Source organism: Candidatus Binatota bacterium (assembly GCA_012960245.1).
Lineage (GTDB): Bacteria > Desulfobacterota > Binatia > UBA1149 > UBA1149 > UBA1149.
Genome location: DUBO01000008.1, coordinates 1 through 16800, shown reverse-complemented (window position 1 = coordinate 16800; position 16800 = coordinate 1). Strand labels below are relative to the sequence as shown.

The 16800-nt window shown below is 64.3% G+C and carries 16 protein-coding genes; 12 read left to right on the top strand and 4 right to left on the bottom strand.

The features are described from left to right. Window positions 1-100 precede the first annotated feature (100 nt). From EYQ35_00875 to prfB, 6 genes are all read left to right on the top strand, one after another. Window positions 101-478 (top strand): hypothetical protein, encoded by a 378-nt coding sequence (locus EYQ35_00875; protein HIF62699.1) that lies wholly within the window; start codon window positions 101-103, stop codon window positions 476-478. 31 nt (window positions 479-509) lie between these two features. Next, window positions 510-3158: an alanine--tRNA ligase gene (gene alaS / locus EYQ35_00870; protein ID HIF62698.1), complete on the top strand. Its 2649-nt coding sequence runs from the start codon at window positions 510-512 to the stop codon at window positions 3156-3158. 25 nt (window positions 3159-3183) lie between these two features. Continuing rightward, the gene (locus tag EYQ35_00865; GenBank protein HIF62697.1) at window positions 3184-4128 is read left to right on the top strand and encodes a PhoH family protein; all 945 of its coding nucleotides are present in this window, start codon (window positions 3184-3186) and stop codon (window positions 4126-4128) included. Beyond that, entirely contained in the window at window positions 4034-4621 is a 588-nt protein-coding gene (ybeY, locus tag EYQ35_00860) for an rRNA maturation RNase YbeY (GenBank protein HIF62696.1), read from the top strand. The genes EYQ35_00865 and ybeY overlap by 95 nt, the downstream gene beginning before the upstream one ends. Continuing rightward, window positions 4618-6210: an apolipoprotein N-acyltransferase gene (gene lnt, locus EYQ35_00855; GenBank protein HIF62695.1), complete on the top strand. Its 1593-nt coding sequence runs from the start codon at window positions 4618-4620 to the stop codon at window positions 6208-6210. Before ybeY ends, lnt begins: the two co-directional genes overlap by 4 nt. A 6-nt stretch (window positions 6211-6216) precedes the next feature. Continuing rightward, window positions 6217-7321, top strand: a protein-coding gene (gene prfB / locus EYQ35_00850) for a peptide chain release factor 2 (GenBank protein HIF62694.1) whose coding sequence is annotated in 2 segments (ribosomal slippage) — window positions 6217-6279 and window positions 6281-7321 — 1104 coding nt in all. Because the reading frame shifts where the segments join, the coding sequence is not laid out codon by codon here. A gap of 35 nt (window positions 7322-7356) precedes the next feature. Here prfB and EYQ35_00845 read toward each other — a convergent pair. The 3 genes from EYQ35_00845 to EYQ35_00835 are packed head-to-tail and all read right to left on the bottom strand — an operon-like array spanning window position 7357 to window position 11082. After that, complete coding sequence (locus tag EYQ35_00845; GenBank protein HIF62693.1) at window positions 7357-8694, bottom strand: aspartate aminotransferase family protein; 1338 nt, start codon at window positions 8692-8694, stop codon at window positions 7357-7359. Further along, window positions 8574-9899: a hypothetical protein gene (locus EYQ35_00840; GenBank protein HIF62692.1), complete on the bottom strand. Its 1326-nt coding sequence runs from the start codon at window positions 9897-9899 to the stop codon at window positions 8574-8576. Before EYQ35_00840 ends, EYQ35_00845 begins: the two co-directional genes overlap by 121 nt. 4 nt (window positions 9900-9903) lie before the next feature. Next, the gene (locus EYQ35_00835; GenBank protein ID HIF62691.1) at window positions 9904-11082 is read right to left on the bottom strand and encodes a hypothetical protein; all 1179 of its coding nucleotides are present in this window, start codon (window positions 11080-11082) and stop codon (window positions 9904-9906) included. An 18-nt stretch (window positions 11083-11100) separates the two neighbouring features. On the opposite strand from EYQ35_00835, the gene EYQ35_00830 reads away from it, so the two are divergent. Together EYQ35_00830 and EYQ35_00825 are read left to right on the top strand one after the other, a co-directional pair. Beyond that, window positions 11101-11457 (top strand): tetratricopeptide repeat protein, encoded by a 357-nt coding sequence (locus EYQ35_00830; protein HIF62690.1) that lies wholly within the window; start codon window positions 11101-11103, stop codon window positions 11455-11457. A 27-nt stretch (window positions 11458-11484) separates the two neighbouring features. After that, complete coding sequence (locus tag EYQ35_00825) at window positions 11485-11766, top strand: hypothetical protein (GenBank protein ID HIF62689.1); 282 nt, start codon at window positions 11485-11487, stop codon at window positions 11764-11766. A 24-nt stretch (window positions 11767-11790) separates the two neighbouring features. On the opposite strand, the gene EYQ35_00820 is transcribed toward EYQ35_00825, so the two are convergent. Continuing rightward, window positions 11791-12069, bottom strand: a complete 279-nt coding sequence (locus EYQ35_00820; protein HIF62688.1) for a hypothetical protein — start codon at window positions 12067-12069, stop codon at window positions 11791-11793. Between the two features lie 116 nt (window positions 12070-12185). Here EYQ35_00820 and EYQ35_00815 point away from each other — a divergent pair, with 116 nt between their 5' ends. The 4 genes from EYQ35_00815 to EYQ35_00800 all read left to right on the top strand — a co-directional run. Then, entirely contained in the window at window positions 12186-12998 is an 813-nt protein-coding gene (locus tag EYQ35_00815) for an SDR family oxidoreductase (protein ID HIF62687.1), read from the top strand. A gap of 150 nt (window positions 12999-13148) precedes the next feature. Beyond that, on the top strand, window positions 13149-14117 hold the full coding sequence (locus EYQ35_00810) for a hypothetical protein (GenBank protein ID HIF62686.1): 969 nt from the start codon (window positions 13149-13151) through the stop codon (window positions 14115-14117). Window positions 14118-14178: 61 nt separating this feature from the next. Beyond that, a complete protein-coding gene (locus EYQ35_00805) occupies window positions 14179-15714 on the top strand; it encodes a DUF1800 family protein (GenBank protein ID HIF62685.1) in 1536 nt (511 codons plus the stop codon). Between the two features lie 12 nt (window positions 15715-15726). Next, the coding region (locus tag EYQ35_00800) for a twin-arginine translocation signal domain-containing protein (GenBank protein ID HIF62684.1) at window positions 15727-16800 on the top strand (1074 nt) is incomplete at its 3' end.

Genomic DNA, 16800 nt, shown 5'->3' with positions numbered 1-16800 from the left:
GCTTGATCTGCTGGCGCGCTCGGCAAAGAGCCGGGCGACGCTGGCGCAGGCGTTGGGGCGTCGACACGAGCCCCCCGATGTTGCCCATGCGTTAGAGCGCATGGAGCAGCTCGGACTGCTCGACGACCGGGCCTGGGCCGAAGATTACGTCAAGCTCCGCTACCAGCGACGGGGCTGGGGCCGCGAACGGTTGGTTGCCGAGCTGCGCAGCAGGGGCATTGAGCAGGAACTCGCGGTTTCGGTGGTTGGCCGACTGGTCGACGACGAGGGCCAGGAGGAGCTCGCCCGCCGTCTACTCAAGTCTTTTCTCGCAAGCCGTGACCGTAGCGGCAGCGTTGCCGGTGACCCTTCTACTGGTGATGGAGTGGCGGCCGCGCGCTACCTGGCCAGGCGGGGCTTTGACGAAGATCTCGTGGCCCGGCTGGTCGAGCCGCTGCTGGCCGAACAGTTCGAGGATCCTGCTGACCCCAACGGGTGACAAGCCCGTGCAATACCTGTAACAAAACGACATGCGGGGGGAGAAAGTTCGATCGAGTTTTCTCGAGTTCTTCGAGTCCAGGGGTCACCTGGTGGTGCCCAGTGCGCCGCTGGTTCCGCGCGCCGATCCCACGCTGATGTTCACCAACGCCGGCATGGTTCCCTTCAAGGACATCTTTCTAGGCAACACCGAGGCACCGGCCTCTCGCGTCGTTGACAGTCAGAAGTGCCTGCGTATTTCGGGCAAGCACAACGACCTTGAAGAAGTCGGGCGAGATACTTACCACCACACCTTTTTCGAGATGCTCGGCAACTGGTCGTTCGGCGACTACTACAAGGCCGAGGCCATTGAGTGGGCCTGGGAATTGCTTGTTCACACCTGGGGTCTGCCGGCCGACAAGCTCTACGCCACCGTTTATCGCGACGACGACGAAGCCGAGAAGCTCTGGAAAAAGATTTCGGGGCTACCGTCTGATCGGGTGCAGCGTTTTGACGAGAAAGACAACTTCTGGGAGATGGGTGAAACCGGGCCCTGCGGGCCCTGCTCGGAAATCCACATAGACCGCGGCGAAGGTTCTTGCGACATGCAGCACGTCGCGGGCCACAAGTGCGAGGTAAACGCCGGTTGCGCTCGCTACATCGAGCTGTGGAACCTGGTCTTCATTCAGTACAACCGCGACGACACCGGCGAGCTGCACGATTTGCCCATGCGCCACGTTGACACCGGCATGGGCCTTGAGCGGGTGGCGGCGGTGCTGGAGAACGTGGACAACAACTACGACGGCACGCTCTTGCGCGGCCTGGTAGCTCGGGCCGAGCAGATGTCGGGTCTCGACTACGGCAAGGATCTTGAACACGACGTTTCCATGCGCGTGCTGGCCGACCACGCGCGCGCGGTTTCATTCATGCTTGCCGACGGCATTGAGCCCTCCAACGAGGGCCGGGGCTACGTGCTGAGGCGGCTGCTGAGAAGGGCCGCTCGGCATGGTCGCAGCCTGGAGCTCGAAGGCACTTTTTTTGCCCGGGTCTGCGAGTCGGTCATAGAAGGCATGGGTGCGGCCTACCCCGAACTCAGTGACCGTCGCGAGGCCATCGTTGCCGGGGTGGAAGAAGAAGAGCTGCGTTTTTCGCTTACCCTGGATCGCGGCGTGGCCCATCTCGACGAGGCCGCGGGTCAACTTTCGGCCAGCGGCTCCTCGCGGCGCCTGGACGGCGAGACGGCCTTCCGTCTCTACGACACCTACGGTTTTCCGCTCGACATGACCCAGGACATCCTCAGGTCGCGCGGTATCGAGGTTGACGTGGACGGCTTCAAGGCGGCGCTCGAAGAGCAGCGCGAGCGTGCACGCGGTGCGCGTCGCAAGGGTGCCGCCGCGGTTGACCTCACGCGCATGGTCGCGCTGGCCCGCGAGAAGGGCGGCAGCAGTTTCGAGGGCAGCTGGCAGTTGCTGGCCGAGTCCGAGGTTATAGCGTTGGGCAAGGCCGGCGCGCCTGTGGCGAGCGCGACGGTTGGCGACGAGGTCGAAGTCGTGACTGCCGTTACCCCGTTTTACGCCGAGAGCGGCGGTCAAGTGGGCGACACCGGTTTCATGAGCACCTCTAACGGCGCGACGCTCGAAGTGCTCGACACCCGCAAGGGCGCCTCCGACGTTTCAGTGCACGTGGCACGCGTGGCCGAGGGTGAGCTTTCGCTGGGTGACACGGTGAGCCTGGGCGTGGACGAAGAGCGGCGGCAGGCCATACGCCTTAACCACTCGGTCACCCATCTCCTGCACGCGGCCCTGCGTCATCACCTTGGCGACGACACCCACCAGGCCGGGTCCCTGGTCGACGCGGCCAGGCTCAGGTTTGATTTTAAACACGACGGGCCGGTCGCGGCCGAGCTGCTGGCCGAGATTGAAAGAGAAGTAAACGGCGTAATTCGCGACAACCTCGAGGTGACGGTCGCCGAGATGTCCTACGACGATGCGCTGGCCACCGGCGCACTGGCCTTCTTTGGCGAGAAGTACGGGGACCTCGTGCGCGTAGTGCGCATGGGTGACTACTCGGTCGAGCTCTGCGGCGGTACCCACGTGGCTCGTACGGGCGATATTGGCTTGCTGAGGCTCGCGGGCGAGTCGGGCGTGGCGGCGGGAGTAAGACGCGTTGAGGCGGTCAGCGGCGCAGGCGCACTGGGCGCGCTGCAGACCCGCGACGAGTTGCTCTCCACCGTGGCTGGCCTGCTGCGCGGTGGCGTCGACGAAGTGGTGGGGAAACTGGAAAAATTACTCGAGGCCAAGGGCGAGCTCGAAGGTCGGCTGTCTGAGCAGAGTCGTGCCCGCTCGGGCGACGCTGTAGAAAACGCACGTGCTGCGGCGCGCGAGGTAGCCGGGGGCCATGCGGTGGTGGCCCGTGCCGATGGCTTGGACGCCGGTGGTCTGCGCGAGATGGCCGACCGACTGCGCGCCGGGCTCGACTCGGTGGTGGTGGTGCTGGCGGGCGACACCGGATCGGGCGTGGCGGTGGTGGCGGCGACTTCGGGCGCGCTGGCTGACCGCGTGCACGCCGGGAAGCTTATCAAGGAGCTGGCCCCGCTGGTCGGCGGTCGCGGTGGAGGCAAGCCCGACTTTGCCCAGGCCGGTGGCAAGGACCCCAGCGGCCTCGACAAACTCCTGGAGAAAGCCAACGAGCTCGTCGGCTGAATTCGGCTTTGCCGATACGCGGCGTCTGCACGAGTTGTTCGGCAGCCACGACAACAACGCACTCGCGCTTGAGAAAGCGCTCGGCGTACGCCTGTCTATTACCACCGGTGGCATCGAGATAACCGGCGAAAAGCACGACACCGAGCTTGCCGGCCACGTGCTCGGCAAGCTCTACGATCTCGTGGGCAAGGGCTTCGTTCTAGAGCCGACCGACGTCAAGCGCGCTGTTGAAGTGCTGAGCGATGACGAGAACGCGTCGCTGGAGGAAGAGTTTCTCGACACCGTGTTGGGCGGTGATCGTGGGCGCAGCGTGGCGCCGCGGTCTCGCAACCAGAAGGCTTACGCCGATGCCATGCGCGCTAGCGACCTCGTGTTCGCCATTGGCCCGGCCGGCACGGGCAAGACCTATCTCGCCATGGCCATGGCGGTGGCCACGCTGCTGTCGGGGAGGGTCACCCGCATCATCCTCACGCGGCCGGCCGTCGAGGCGGGCGAAAAACTCGGCTACCTGCCGGGCGACCTCGCCGAAAAGATAAACCCCTACCTCAGGCCGCTGTACGACGCGCTCTACGATATGGTGGGCCCAGAGCGCGCGGCCGAGTACATGGAGCGGGGCACCGTGGAGGTGGCACCGCTGGCCTTCATGCGCGGGCGAACGCTGAACGATAGCTTCGTCATACTCGACGAGGCCCAGAATACCACTCCCGAGCAGATGAAAATGCTGCTCACCAGGCTTGGGTTTTCATCGCAGGCCGTGATCACCGGTGACGTGACGCAGATCGATCTTGCCGCGGGCCAGGTTTCGGGCCTGGTCGATGCCAGGCGTGTGCTCGAGGGCACCGAGGGCATAGAGTTTGTGTACTTCGACCAGGACGATGTGGTTCGCCACCCGCTGGTACGCGAGATCATCATCGCTTACGAGGCCAGCGCGGCCGGTACGGCCAGTACACCGGCAGACGATGACGCTTGAGCTCGATGCCGGTACGGCCGACTCGGGCCTGGCGGTTTCGCTGGAGCGCGCGGCGGCCATCCTGCTCGAAGAACTGCAGGCCACCGACCAGGCTCCAGCCGACGGTGTGTTGTCGGTGTCGTTGGTCGATGACCAGCACATGCGCGAACTCAACAATCGCTGGCGCGACCTGGATCGAAGCACCGACGTGCTCTCGTTTCCCCAGGAAGACGTGCCTGGCGATGACGCAGGGGCAATGGCCCTGGAAACAGGTGCCGAGCGACCGCTGGGCGACGTAGTGATTTCGCTCGACACCGCAGTCAAGCAGGCCGAGGAAGGCGGCTGGACGGTGACTGAAGAACTCACCCGCTTGTTGTTGCACGGCCTGTTGCACCTGCTCGGCTACGACCACGAAGGCGCAGCGCCCGAGGCCGAGCGCATGCTCACCGAAGAACGACGCCTGGCCGCCCTGCTGCGTAGCGGCGGTTGCCCTTGCGCGGGTGACAGCCGGTGACCATTTTCAGGCGACGCGTACTGGCCCTGGTTACCGGATTGGCGCTGGCCGCTTCGTTTCCCTCGCTGGACCTGTGGCCGCTGGCCTGGTTGGCCTTTGCTCCCTTGCTGCTGGCCGTGAGGGGCCTGCGACCGGCTGCCGCGGCCCGTCTCGGCTGGCTCGCCGGGCTGTGTTTCTTCGTGCCCGCTCTCTACTGGCTGTCGCCCACGGTGAGTAACTACACCCAGCTTGGGCAGCTCTCGGGCGCCCTGGTTGTCTTTGCCATGGCCGGCGGTTGCGCGTGTTTCACGGCTGCGTTTGCTGCCGGTCTCGAGGCCCTGGCCGGGTCGCGGGCGCTGGCGGGCCGCGCTCTGGTACGACCGGCCCTGGCCGCGCCGTTATGGGTGGTGCTGGAGTGGAGCCGCACGTTTTTTCCGGCCGCGTTTCCCTGGGCCGTGCTCGGCTACACCCAGCAGCCGGTGCTGCCGCTGGTGCAGTCGGCAGATCTCGGTGGGGTGTGGCTGGTGTCGGGGCTGCTGGTGTTCACGGCCTCGGTGCTGGCCGAGGCCCTGGCCGAGGGACCCCGGCGCGCGCGTGCCTGGTTGGTGGCGATGGTGTTGCTGTTCCTGGCCAACGCGGGCTATGGCGCCTGGCGTCTCGATTCGCTGTCCAGGCTCGATGTCACAGGCGAACTCGAGGTGGGCCTTGTGCAGGGCAATGTCGCCCAGGGCCACAAGTGGGACGACGACTGGCAGGACCGCATCCTCGAACGCTACCTCGATCTGAGTCGGCACTCGGCGGGTGATGGTGCGCGCCTGCTGGCCTGGCCCGAGTCGGCGCTGCCGTTTTTTATTCGTGTTGATTCGCGCGCCGCGGCCCTGCACGAGCTCACCGGCTCCACGGGTGCGTGGCTTCTCACGGGTGCGCCGGGTTACGAGTCGCGCGACGGCGGGCCGCTCAGGGCCTGGAACCGCGCGTGGATGCTGGAGCCTGGCGGTGGCTTGCAGGGGCCCTATGACAAGATGCAGCTGGTCCCCTTCGGCGAGTACGTGCCCTGGGGCCTGGACGCGGTGGTGGACAAGATCGTGCAAGCGGTGGGCAGCTTCGGCCGCGGTGACAGCTACGTGATCTTCGAAGGTCCGCCCAGGCAACTACCCGCCGGCCAAGCCGGCGGCGAAAAACCGTTGGCCGAAGGCAAGCCGGTGCGCGTGGCCGCGCTGATCTGCTACGAGGGAATCTTTCCGGCCCTGGTAAGGCGCTTTGTAAACGACGGTGCCGAGCTCCTGGTTAATATCAGCAACGACGCCTGGTACGGGCGCAGTTCGGCGCCCTGGCAGCACCTGCGCATGGTGGCGCTGCGCGCGGTGGAAAACCGCGTGCCAGTCGTGCGCGCCACCAATACTGGCGTGTCGGCCGCGGTCGACATAAGCGGGCAGATACACTCGCCCAGTCCGCTGTTTGAGCAGGCGGTCGTCAATCATCGCGTACAACTGGGGGACTACCGCTCTCCGTACTCGCGCGTGGGCGATCTTTTTGTCTACCTTTGCGCGGCCTGGTTGGCAGCCCTGTTCGGCTACTGTTGCCTGCGAAGGTCAGCCGTGGAATTGTGATCGGCCATGAGCCTGGACGCCGAAATACTCCAGAGGGTTAACTCCTTACGCGAGCGAAGCTCGGCCCTCGGGAGGTACCTTTGACCTCCCCGCGCTGAAAGCCAGGTTCGCCGAACTCGACGAGCAGAGCCAGGACTCCTCGCTGTGGGACGATCGAGAGCGCGCCGGCACGATCCTCCGCGAACGTTCTGGGGTGGAGTCGAAAATCAAATCCTTCGAAGATCTCGAAGCCCAGGTAACCGATCTCGACGTATACGTAGAGATGGCCGGCGAAGGTGACGACGATGCGCTGTCGGAGCTGCTCGGCCAACTCGAGCCGCTCGAAGTGCAGATCGACGAGATGGAAATGCGGCGCATGTTGTCGGGCGAGTACGACATCAACAACGCCATAATCTCCATTCACCCCGGCGCCGGCGGAACTGAGTCCCAGGACTGGGGCGATATGCTGTTGCGCATGTATCTCAGGTGGGCCGAGCGTCGTGGTTTCACGGCCACCATCATGGAGTACACGCCGGGGGAGGGAGCCGGACTGAAGACCGCCACCATTTCCATCGAGGGCGAATACGCTTACGGCTACATGAGCGCGGAGGGAGGCGTGCACCGCCTGGTGCGCATATCACCCTTCGACAACAACGCCCGTCGCCACACCTCGTTTGCCTCTATCCACGTCTTCCCGGAACTCGACGACGACATAGAGATCGACATCCGCGACGAAGACCTGAGGGTGGACACCTACCGCGCCAGCGGCGCTGGTGGACAGCACATCAACAAGACCGACTCGGCCGTAAGGCTCACCCACCTTCCGACCAACATCGTGGTGCAGTGCCAGAACGAACGCTCGCAACACAAGAACCGCGCCACGGCCATGAAGATACTGCGCGCGCGTCTGTACGAGCACGAGAAGGCGCTGCAGGCCGAGCGCCTGAGCGACGTGGGCACCGTCAAGAAGGACGTGGCTTTCGGCAACCAGATTCGCTCATACGTGCTGGCGCCTTACCAGATGGTGAAAGACACGCGCACCGGGGTCGAGGTCGGCAACACGGCCGCCGTGCTCGACGGCGACATCGACGGGTTCATCCACGCCTTCCTCATGGAGCAGTCGAGCCCCTAGTGACGTCCCCGGCCGCGGCTGCGTGGCTGCTGTCGTCAGGCGTCGGGCTGTGAACGGGCGCGGGACAACGCGCGCTGCATGCGCAGGACCGCGTCGTCGAGCTCGGCTTCGCTTATGATCAGTGGCGGCGCGAGCCTGATGAGGCCGTCGTCGTGCAGGGTTCGGCCCGTGAGCAGCCGCTCCTCCAGGCATTCGGCCACGAAGGCCTCGGCCAGTGAGGGGCTGTCCATTTCCAGGCCCAGCAGCAGGCCAGCGTGTCTAACTTCGCGCAGTCCGTCACCCTGCATGGCGGTCGTCAAGGCATCGGCAAAGTAGTCCCCCAGCTTGGCGGCGCGCGCGGGTAAATGATCTTCGATGATGACCTCGAGCGTGGCGAGCCCGGCCGCGCAGCTGAGTGGGTGGCCACCAAAGGTGGTCACGTGGCCCAGCGGTGGGTCCTGCGAAAGAATAGACATCAGTTTTTCAGACGCGATGAAGGCTCCGAGCGGAAGCCCGCCGCCAACGGCCTTGGCAAGCAGCAGCACGTCGGGCACCACGCCTTCGCGCTCAAGCGCGAACAGCGAGCCGGTGCGGCCCAGGCCGGTGATGACCTCGTCGAACACCAGCAGCGCGCCCGCGGCGCGGCAGCTCGCGGCGAGTTCGGCCAGGAATCCCGGTTCGGGCAGTATCACGCCGGCCTCGGATTGCACCGGCTCGACAAACACCGCGGCAGTGGATTCGTTGATGGCCTTGAGCGAGCCCGTGTCGTTGAATTCGAGCAGGCCACAATGGGGCAGCAGCGGGACGAAGGGGTCGCGGTACAAGGGGTTGCCGCCGAGGGCCACGGCGCCGGTGGTGTCACCATGAAACGCGCCACGAAACGCCAACATGCCGCTTCGCCCCGTGGCCTTGCGCACCATCTTTATCGCGCCTTCTACAGCCTCGGTTCCCGAGTTGGTAAAGTAGACCTTGTCGAGGCCGGCGGGTAGCAGGCCGGCCAGGCGCGCGGCCAGGCGCACCTGCGATTCGATGACGTACTCACCGTAGACCATGACGTGCAGGTGGCGCGCGGCCTGGGCGCTGACGGCTTCGACCACGCGTGGGTGGGCGTGGCCAAGAGCTGCCACTCCCATGCCCGACAGCAGGTCGAGGTACTCCTTGCCCCCGGGGTCGTAGATCAAGCAGCCGCGTGCGCGGTCAACTACCACTCCCACCGGGGAGTCAGAGGTCAAAGCGAGGCTGCTCGAGAAACCGGGAAAAACGGCCCGGGGCGTCACGCCTGCTCGTCCCTGTACCAGTCCAGCAGGTCTCCAAGTCGTTGGTGACCGTCCTGCCTCCAGCCGAGCGGCGGGGTTTGCAGTTGGCCGGGCGCGCACACCAGGGTGGCCTCGCAGGAGTAGACGTCGTTGACGGTTTCTTTCCAGTTGCGGCTGTCCGAGTTCATGGCGAGCGCCACGCCGGCGATCGGCACCTTCGAGCTTTCGAGCAGCTCGAGGGTAGCCTCGCGGTCGTGTACCGGCACTATCTTTACAACTCGCAGCCCGCAGCCGGGGTCGAGCTTGGCGCGCGGGTCAACGTGTACGACCCAGCTGTCGTCGCGACCCCTGAGGAGCACCTCGTCGTGGTTGCCGGCCGACGATAGTTCGGCCCGTCCTATGAAGGCGCGCCTCGAGGTCTCGAGGTCGAGGTCCTGGGGGCCGCGCGGCCACAGGCGCTGCAGGCGCGACAGTTCTAAGCCTAGCTTGTGGGCCATGCGCGCGGCGCGGTCGGCGGGTCCTTCGACCAGCAGCAGCGACATGCTCAGGCAGCCCAGGCCCTCGTACATGGCCACGTCCTGCGCGAGTCCGCGAGCCCACTGGTCGGTGTCGGCGTCAGCCGGTACCAGCCCCAACGAGACCCTGCTGCCGTGTTCTACTATCGACCTGCCGCCGTAGCGCGACGCCATGCGGTCCATGGTTTCGTCGCTGCCGTAGATCTCCACCCGCGAGGCTACGCGCATGGCAGTAGACTCCATGCGTCGGTCGCCCGCCTCCCATTCGGTGGCCACCACCATGGAGCCGAGCAATGGGTGTACGGCGGCCAGGGTGTCGGCGAAGGCCCCGTTGATGATGGGCTGCCGCGAGCTGTCGCGCAGCAGGCAGCAGGATCGTGCCAGCAGCGCGCACACGATTGCCGGTATGCCCATGCCGGGCGTGTTGCCGGCCAGGGAGTGAAACACCAGCGATGGGCCGCGTAGTCTTACCGCTTCGCCGGCCTTGTTTATGGTCGCGTGCTCGAGCGCCGGCGGGTCGGGGCATTCGCGCCTGAGAAGGTTCTCCATCGAGCTGGTGGTGATGGCAGAGAAAACGGAACCCAGTCCCTGCTCGAGCATGGCGGCCGACATGTGGCCGTGCTCGGCCAGGAAAGCCGCGGCGCCACGCCGGAGCTCGGAATCCTGCTCGCTCCAGGCGCCGGCGGCCTCGGCGAGCGCCTCCACGATCTCGGAGTTGTCGAGGGTGGCCAGCGCCGTCTTGCGCGCCTCCTCGGCCTTGGCAAGTTGCTGGCCCAGCACCAGTTCTGTGGTTTCGGTCTGCGATGATTCCACTTGCCTGCGTTCCATGGACTCAGTTTTCCACCATCGTCAGCAGTTGTGAACAGCCGCGCAGCTGCGCGGCGCTGGCACGGCCGACAAGCTGAAAACCGTCGTCGACCCTGCGCGCGAGGTCCAGGGTCTGCAGTGCGCTCACCGATTCCCAGTTGGCAAGATCGATATGCTTGAGCAGGCCGACCTCGCCGTCGGCTACCGGTTGGAGGGTGGAGGGGCTTACCACCACGTGGCGGCACCATCGCGGCCCGCTCTTGATCCTGTGGTCTATACGTCCGCGGTGCCGGCTGACCAGCGCATCGTCGTAGTACTGGGAGAGCATCTCGGTCATGCCATACTCATTCACACACATGTAACCCGGAACGTGCAGGTAGCGCCAACAGGCCTTGCGCATACCTGCTGCGGAGTAGGTCGGGGCGGCTCCTTTTCGTCCTCCGGTGTCTACGACGCGGCTTCCACCGGGCAGGCGGCAGAACATCTTTTCGTCGCGCATGCGGGCGAGCAGCGCAGTGAGCGCCGAGCTCACCGCCAGCAGCAGAACCGGCCTGTTGTCGGCAGATACCCGTCCGAGCCACTCGAGTGCGGCAGCGGTGTCGAGCTCGCCATCACCATCGAAGACCACCTCCGAACCGGCGGCGGCCGTCTCCTCGTAGACCCAGGAAAACATCCTGCCCAGCGAGGAGTCGGGGTGGCTGTCCACGCCCGGTCCGGCCAGTAACACGCTCATCGATCCCGGTTCGTCGGGTAGCACCATCTCGTTGAAAAAAGTCATGGCCGACAAACGATAGGTTGACAGCGTGGTCAACTGGTGACGGCTGCGTTTGTCCAGGCCCTCGCTGGTTCCGCTGCTCAGGAAAACGTGGGCCTCTTCGCCGTGGTCGACGAGCTGTTGCTTGAACGCGTCAGCAGGCAGGGCGGGCACCTGTTGCCACTCGCTTACCGAAGAGGGGCTGGCCTGTCTCGCGTCGCAGAACTGTCGGTACAGCGGTACGCGTTCGTACTGGTAGCCGAATAACTCAAGGGCGAGTTTTTCGAAGCTGCACTTGTCGTCGTGAATGTCGGCGGAAATGAACTTTTCGATTTTTTCCTGCACTGGCGGTTTCTCTGTAAACCGGCCCGCGCTGGGCCACTCGCAGCCGATTTTGTCACGGCGCCGCGGGCGGTCCGACTTGCGAGCCTTGCAACTAGTGGTACAGATACTACTCTAACTGGCGTAGTGGCAAGCTCGGGTGACGACAAGGATATCGAGCAGCTGTTTTACGACGGCTGTGACCTGCACGGCGAGCGTCGCTACGACGAGGCTATGGTCTGCTTCGAGGCCTGTCTCGAGCTCGACCCCAATTACCGCGACGCACTGCTGGGCAAGGCCATGGTGTACATGGAGCGCGGCGAGATGGATGACGCCATCAACGTGGCGCTGCGCCTGGTCGAACTCGACCCCGACGACATACTGGCGCAGACCAACCTCTCGATGTTTTACCAGAGGGCAGGTCGTATCGAGGAGGCCGAGGCCGCGGGCGCGGCGGCTAAAATGCTGGACTGGAAGCGTCAGCTATCGGGCGAAGACGACTGAGCGGCAACGGGGGAGCTTGAAAAAATCGTGACGAAGCGCGTGATGTCAGACGAAGAAATGGTGGCGAGGCTTATCGACCGTTGCATATTGCTCGTGGCGATAGACGACGACATGCCCACCGAGCGTAAGCTCGAACTCGAGCCAATGCTCAATGAACTCGCCCAGGCGCTGTCGTTGCCCGAGGGCGATCGCGACAACGCGCGCGTGCGAGGGCTGTTCGATCTTTCGCTCGAACTCGGTGCTGAAAGCCCGGACGCCCAGGCCCTGCTTGGCGCCGTGAGAAATTTCGTACCGCTGCTGCAGGACTGACAGCGGGGAGCGGGAGGCCTCCCCTTACTTGCTTTTGAGAGCCCTGAGTTCTTTGCGGCAGACTTCCTTGTCTCGCAACTCACGGGCTATGCGGGTAGAGAGAGTCTCTCGCTCGTTCTTGAGGTCAACGATAGTGTCGTTGGCTTCTCCGAGTCCCACTTTTATCTCGGTGTAATCCTTGGCCTGGTACCAAGCTGCAAAATATCCTGCACCCAGAAGGGCCAGGGCTAATACCAGCCGCTGCATCCAGAGCCACATGGCTTCCTGTAGTTCCTGTTCGGCTGTTCTATTTTCTTCTGACATCAAGCCCTCCTTTGAGGCGGTATCGTTCGTATCGGCTCGGCAAGGCTAACAAAAGCCGGGCCCGGGTCCAAGCCGGGGTTTGCCCATGGGGCGAGCGGCCATTATCTTTGCTCATCATGGATCAAGAGGGAAGGTCAGAAGCAGGGGAAGGCAAGTGGGCGGTAGTGCTGGGGGCGTCGAGCGGCTTCGGCTCGGCGGTTTCGGCCCGGCTGGCTGCCGAGGGGTACAATATCTGCGGCGTTCACCTCGATCGCCGTTCCACCATGCCGCTGGCCGACCGTGCCCGCGAGGCGGTGGAAGAAGCTGGCGTGGAGTCGCTTTTTTTTAACGTCAACGCCGTAGACCGCGACAAGATGACCCTGGTACTCGACCAGCTCGAGCCCTTGGCGGGCGCCGACGGCGTGTCGCTGTTGTTTCACTCGCTGGCCTTCGGGTCACTCGCGCCGCTGGTGGGCGAGGACGCGAGTGCTTCGGCACGCGACTCGCAGATGGCCATGACCCTCAACGTGATGGCCAGCTCGCTGGTTGCGTGGACGCAGGAGCTGGCCTGGCGGCGCCTGCTGGGTGAAGGATCGCGGGTGATGGCTATGACCTCGGCGGGCAGCACGCGTGCTGCTCCTTCCTACGGCATGGTGTCGGCCGCCAAGGCTGCGTTGGAGGCTTACGTTCGCCAGCTCGCGCTCGAGCTCGGGCCGCGCGGAGTGGCAGTCAACGCCATACGCGCGGGGGTCACCGACACCCCGGCGCTGGCCCACATTCCGGGCGCCGACGATCTCAAGGAGCACGCCCGCTCGGTCAACCCCGGCGGCCGCCTGACTGAGCCCGGCGACATAGCCGAGTTGGTGAGCCTGCTCATGCAGCCCGGCGGCACCTGGCTGACTGGCAATGTGCTGGGCGTAGACGGCGGCGAAGACATAGCCGCTGGCTGACAGGGATCCATGGGGCCTGTCGCGGCTTGAACTACGCAGCGCTTACCCCCCCCCTAGGGGGGTAGGGCCAAAAAAGAGCTTGACCGAGGGGTTGTTGGCGTGTGATGTTTTGTCGGAGGAGCTTTCGTCATTAATCTTCCGGTAAAACACATGCTCATACCTGCCCAGGTATTGACGGCCCTGCTGTTGCTGCCGGTCTTTGCTTGGTCAGCGACCGTGGCAGGCGGCGGCAGCAAGAAGACCGACTGCATGGTCGTGCTCGATGCGCCCGGCGCCAACCACCCCGCTCCCCCCAAGACCCCCCGCGGCGCGAAGTGCTACGACGGCGACCTGTCCTGCGACGCCGACGGTCTGCGCAACGGGCGTTGCGAGTTTGAGCTGTCGGTGTGCCTCAACTCCAGCGCACTGTCGCAGTGCAGCCCCGTGCAGGTAGACGAAGTAGAAATCGACCACGCGGTCGACGACGGCGATCCCAGGTTCGACGTAGATTTCCAGGCCCTGCAATCGAGAGTAGACCTGCTCGGTTTCCCGGGCAACGACATCGTCGATGAGTGCACGCTCACCAGCAGCATCAACGTGCCCTTGCGTGGCCCCAACAGTTCGGACCGCATGCGCGCGGGACGAAAGAAGCTCAAGCTTTCGGCAGAGGGCACGACCGCCGCTGGCACCCGGCGCGATCGCGACCGGATCAAGTTCAAGTGCCTGCCCGAGGGCGACAAGATCTACGAGCCGCTCGATCTCTACGACGGCACCTTTGATCGCATAGCCACCCAGGTGTTTGCCGGGTCGTGCGCGGCGTCGGCCTGCCATGATTCAGAAAGCAACGCAGGCGGCCTGATACTGTTGCCCAACGCGGCATACTCGCAACTGGTGGGAGTTGCGCCTACCAACACCGCGGCAGCCATCGACGGTTTGCTCAGGGTGACGGCCGGCGATCCCGACGCGAGCTTTCTTTATCTCAAGGTCACGCATGATCTCGCGGCCGGCTACGGGCTTGGCATGCCGCTGGGCAAGGGCATGATAGACGGCGAGTTGCAGGAGATCATACGCCTGTGGATACTGGGCGACGGAGTGCTGGGACCCGCGCCGCAGATGGGTTGGGTAGAGGGTACGTGGTGAAGCGGCGCGCGACAACGGTACGCAGGCTGGCGCTTGCGCGCAGGCTGAAAGGAGAACGGCGATGGCGGTAGCATGGACAAGGGACAACGCGGCCCATCTTCTCAGGCGGGCTACTTTCGGAGCGCCATCAGCCGAGATAGACAAGTTCTTTAATCGACACGTGTCGATTGACGACGCGGTGGACGACCTGTTGTCGTTCAAGCCCAGCAAGAGAAAACCGCCCGCGGTAAAGGACAACAGCAACGATGATAAGCTCAGGATACAGCGTTGGTGGACCAAGCAGATGGCCAGGCAGCGCAAGCCTGAAAAGGCCTGCCTCGAAAAGCTCCTCGTGTTCTGGCACACGCACCTGGTAAGCGGCGGCAGCCCGCTCAAGCAGTTCGGTTGGCTGTCATACCAGCAGCGGCTGTTCAGGCTCAACGCCGGGGGTAACTTCAGGTTTCTCGTGCGCGAGTTCAATCGCGACCCCGCCAACATGTACTACCTCGATGGCATCAAGAACAAGGCCAGCGATGACGGCGTGCACGTCAGCGCCAACGAGAACTTCGGTCGCGAGTTGATGGAGTTGTTTACGCTCGGGGTGTTCGAGCTTGCCGATGACGGCAGCCCCGACACCCAGAAGCCCACCTACACCGAGGACGACGTGCACGGCATGGCGCGTGCGCTCACCGGTTGGACGAAGACCGAAAAGATCGACGGTACATACAAGGGAGTGTTCAAACCCAACCACTGGGACGGCGGCCAGTACGACGACGACGGCGATGATCTGCCCGACCCGATGGTGATCTTCGGGCAGGTGAGCAATGGCTTCAAGATAGGCGAGGAGGTTGCCGGTACCTCCGACGACGTGCTGGAGCTCATTTTCTCGCGCACCGACGACGCCGGCAACAACCAGGTGGCCATGTTCCTTGCCAGCCGGCTTTGGAATTTCTATGCCTACCCCCCACCCGGGCCGAGCCTGAAGGCCCTGCTGGCCGGTTTCGCTACGGAATTTGCCAACTCGGATTTTGAGATCAAGCCCTTGCTCAAGGCCATCTGGACCAGCGACGAGTTCTACAGCGATCGCGCGCGCACACGCCGCGTGAAAAGCCCCGTGGATTTTGTCATCGGTGCCATGCGTTCGCTCAACGCCAAGGGCAACGGCCGCGAGATCGGCGACTCGCCCGACGAGATGGGCGAGCTCATGGGCGAGATGGGAATGGAACTGTTTTTTCCGCCCAACGTGGCCGGATGGCCGAGCGGCCTGGGTTGGATCAACAGTGGCACCTTGCTGCAGCGTTTCGATTTTGCCCGCTACCTGGCCTCGGCCAGCAGGGGGCCGGCGCGCTTGAAGCTCAAGCGCATAAAGACGCTTCCGTGGAAAGACCCGGCGGCCGACCCCGGGGTTGTGCTCGACGCGCTGATGTACGAGCTCGGGCTCGATTCGGGCCCGCTGGCGTTCACCACGGGGCAGCGTGACTCGCTGATCGACTACCTTACCGACAGCGGCGCGCAGGCAACGCTGGATCTTTCGACCGACGATACCGATGACGTGAACACCAAGGTGCGCGGCGTACTCTCGCTGCTGCTGCAGACGGCCGAATACCAGATCGGGTGAGGAGAAACAGGGATGGCACCGTTTACAAGGAGACAGTTCATCAAGCGCAGTGCTGCTGCGGCTGCCGCTGCGGCGCTGCCGTGGTCGCGCGTATTGCCGGGCACAGGCGTCAGCTACGCGGCCGGCCCGGGCGACGCGATAGTGGTTTTCATACAGCTCAACGGCGGCAATGACGGCCTCAACACCGTGTACCCGCTCGGCGGTAGTCAGCGCAGCAACTACGACCTGTATCGCCCGACGCTGGCCCTGCCCGACACCCAGGCCGGTCTCACGCCGTGGGCGGGCGAGGGCTTCAGCGTGTCCGACGTGCTCGATATCGGCGTCAACGACGACGGCAACAACTACGCGTTTCACCCGGTGATGGGTGCCATGGAGGGCCTCTACCAGCAGGGCGACCTCGCGGTGATCAACGGCGTACACTACCCCTTTGCCAACCACTCACACTTTCGCAGCGAGGACATCTGGTACAACCTCGACCCTGTAGGTGCGGGCAACGGCGGCTGGTTTGGCAGCTACCTCGACTGGGCGGGTTTCGTTGGTAACGACGTGCCTTGCCTCAACATGGGGTCGTCGGTCAACCCGGCTTTTTCACCCACCAATACCAGCGTGCTGGCCATCAAGAAGCTTTCGGAACTCGACTTTCCGGCTACGGGCGAGAAGTCGCTCAAGAAGGAAACGGTGTCCGACCTGTACACAGCCAGCGGCCTGGCCGACCCTGCGCTTTACCCGGAGCTGGCCTCCATGGGCAATACCGGCGCGGCGACGATCAACAAGATGGAAGAGTACTACCTGCCGGGCAACGGCCTGGGCAATGCCGGCAAGGTGGAGGCCTTGATGTTGTCGAGCTCGGGCAAGTACAACAGGAACAACGACCTGGTGTACGCCTCGGCGCTGAACAGCGACGTTAACCCCGAGGTGGCCTACGGTGGCGGTCTGGCCCGTGACCTGAGGCACGTGGCGGCCACCATCCGTTCGGACGTGGACGCGCGCTTCTTCCACGTGCAGACCGGCGGGTTCGACACCCACGCCAGCCAGGAGAACGGGTTCTTTCACTCCTACCTGCTCAAAAAGGTGTCCGAGTCGCTG

Coding starts and splice junctions, on each gene's coding strand:
- EYQ35_00875 (HIF62699.1), top strand. CDS start 101: ATGGAGCAGCTCGGACTGCTCGACGACCGGGCCTGGGCCGAAGATTAC.
- alaS (HIF62698.1), top strand. CDS start 510: ATGCGGGGGGAGAAAGTTCGATCGAGTTTTCTCGAGTTCTTCGAGTCC.
- ybeY (HIF62696.1), top strand. CDS start 4,034: ATGTGGTTCGCCACCCGCTGGTACGCGAGATCATCATCGCTTACGAGG.
- EYQ35_00840 (HIF62692.1), bottom strand. CDS start 9,899: ATGGAACGCAGGCAAGTGGAATCATCGCAGACCGAAACCACAGAACTG.
- EYQ35_00820 (HIF62688.1), bottom strand. CDS start 12,069: ATGTCAGAAGAAAATAGAACAGCCGAACAGGAACTACAGGAAGCCATG.
- EYQ35_00815 (HIF62687.1), top strand. CDS start 12,186: ATGGATCAAGAGGGAAGGTCAGAAGCAGGGGAAGGCAAGTGGGCGGTA.
- EYQ35_00810 (HIF62686.1), top strand. CDS start 13,149: ATGCTCATACCTGCCCAGGTATTGACGGCCCTGCTGTTGCTGCCGGTC.
- EYQ35_00805 (HIF62685.1), top strand. CDS start 14,179: ATGGCGGTAGCATGGACAAGGGACAACGCGGCCCATCTTCTCAGGCGG.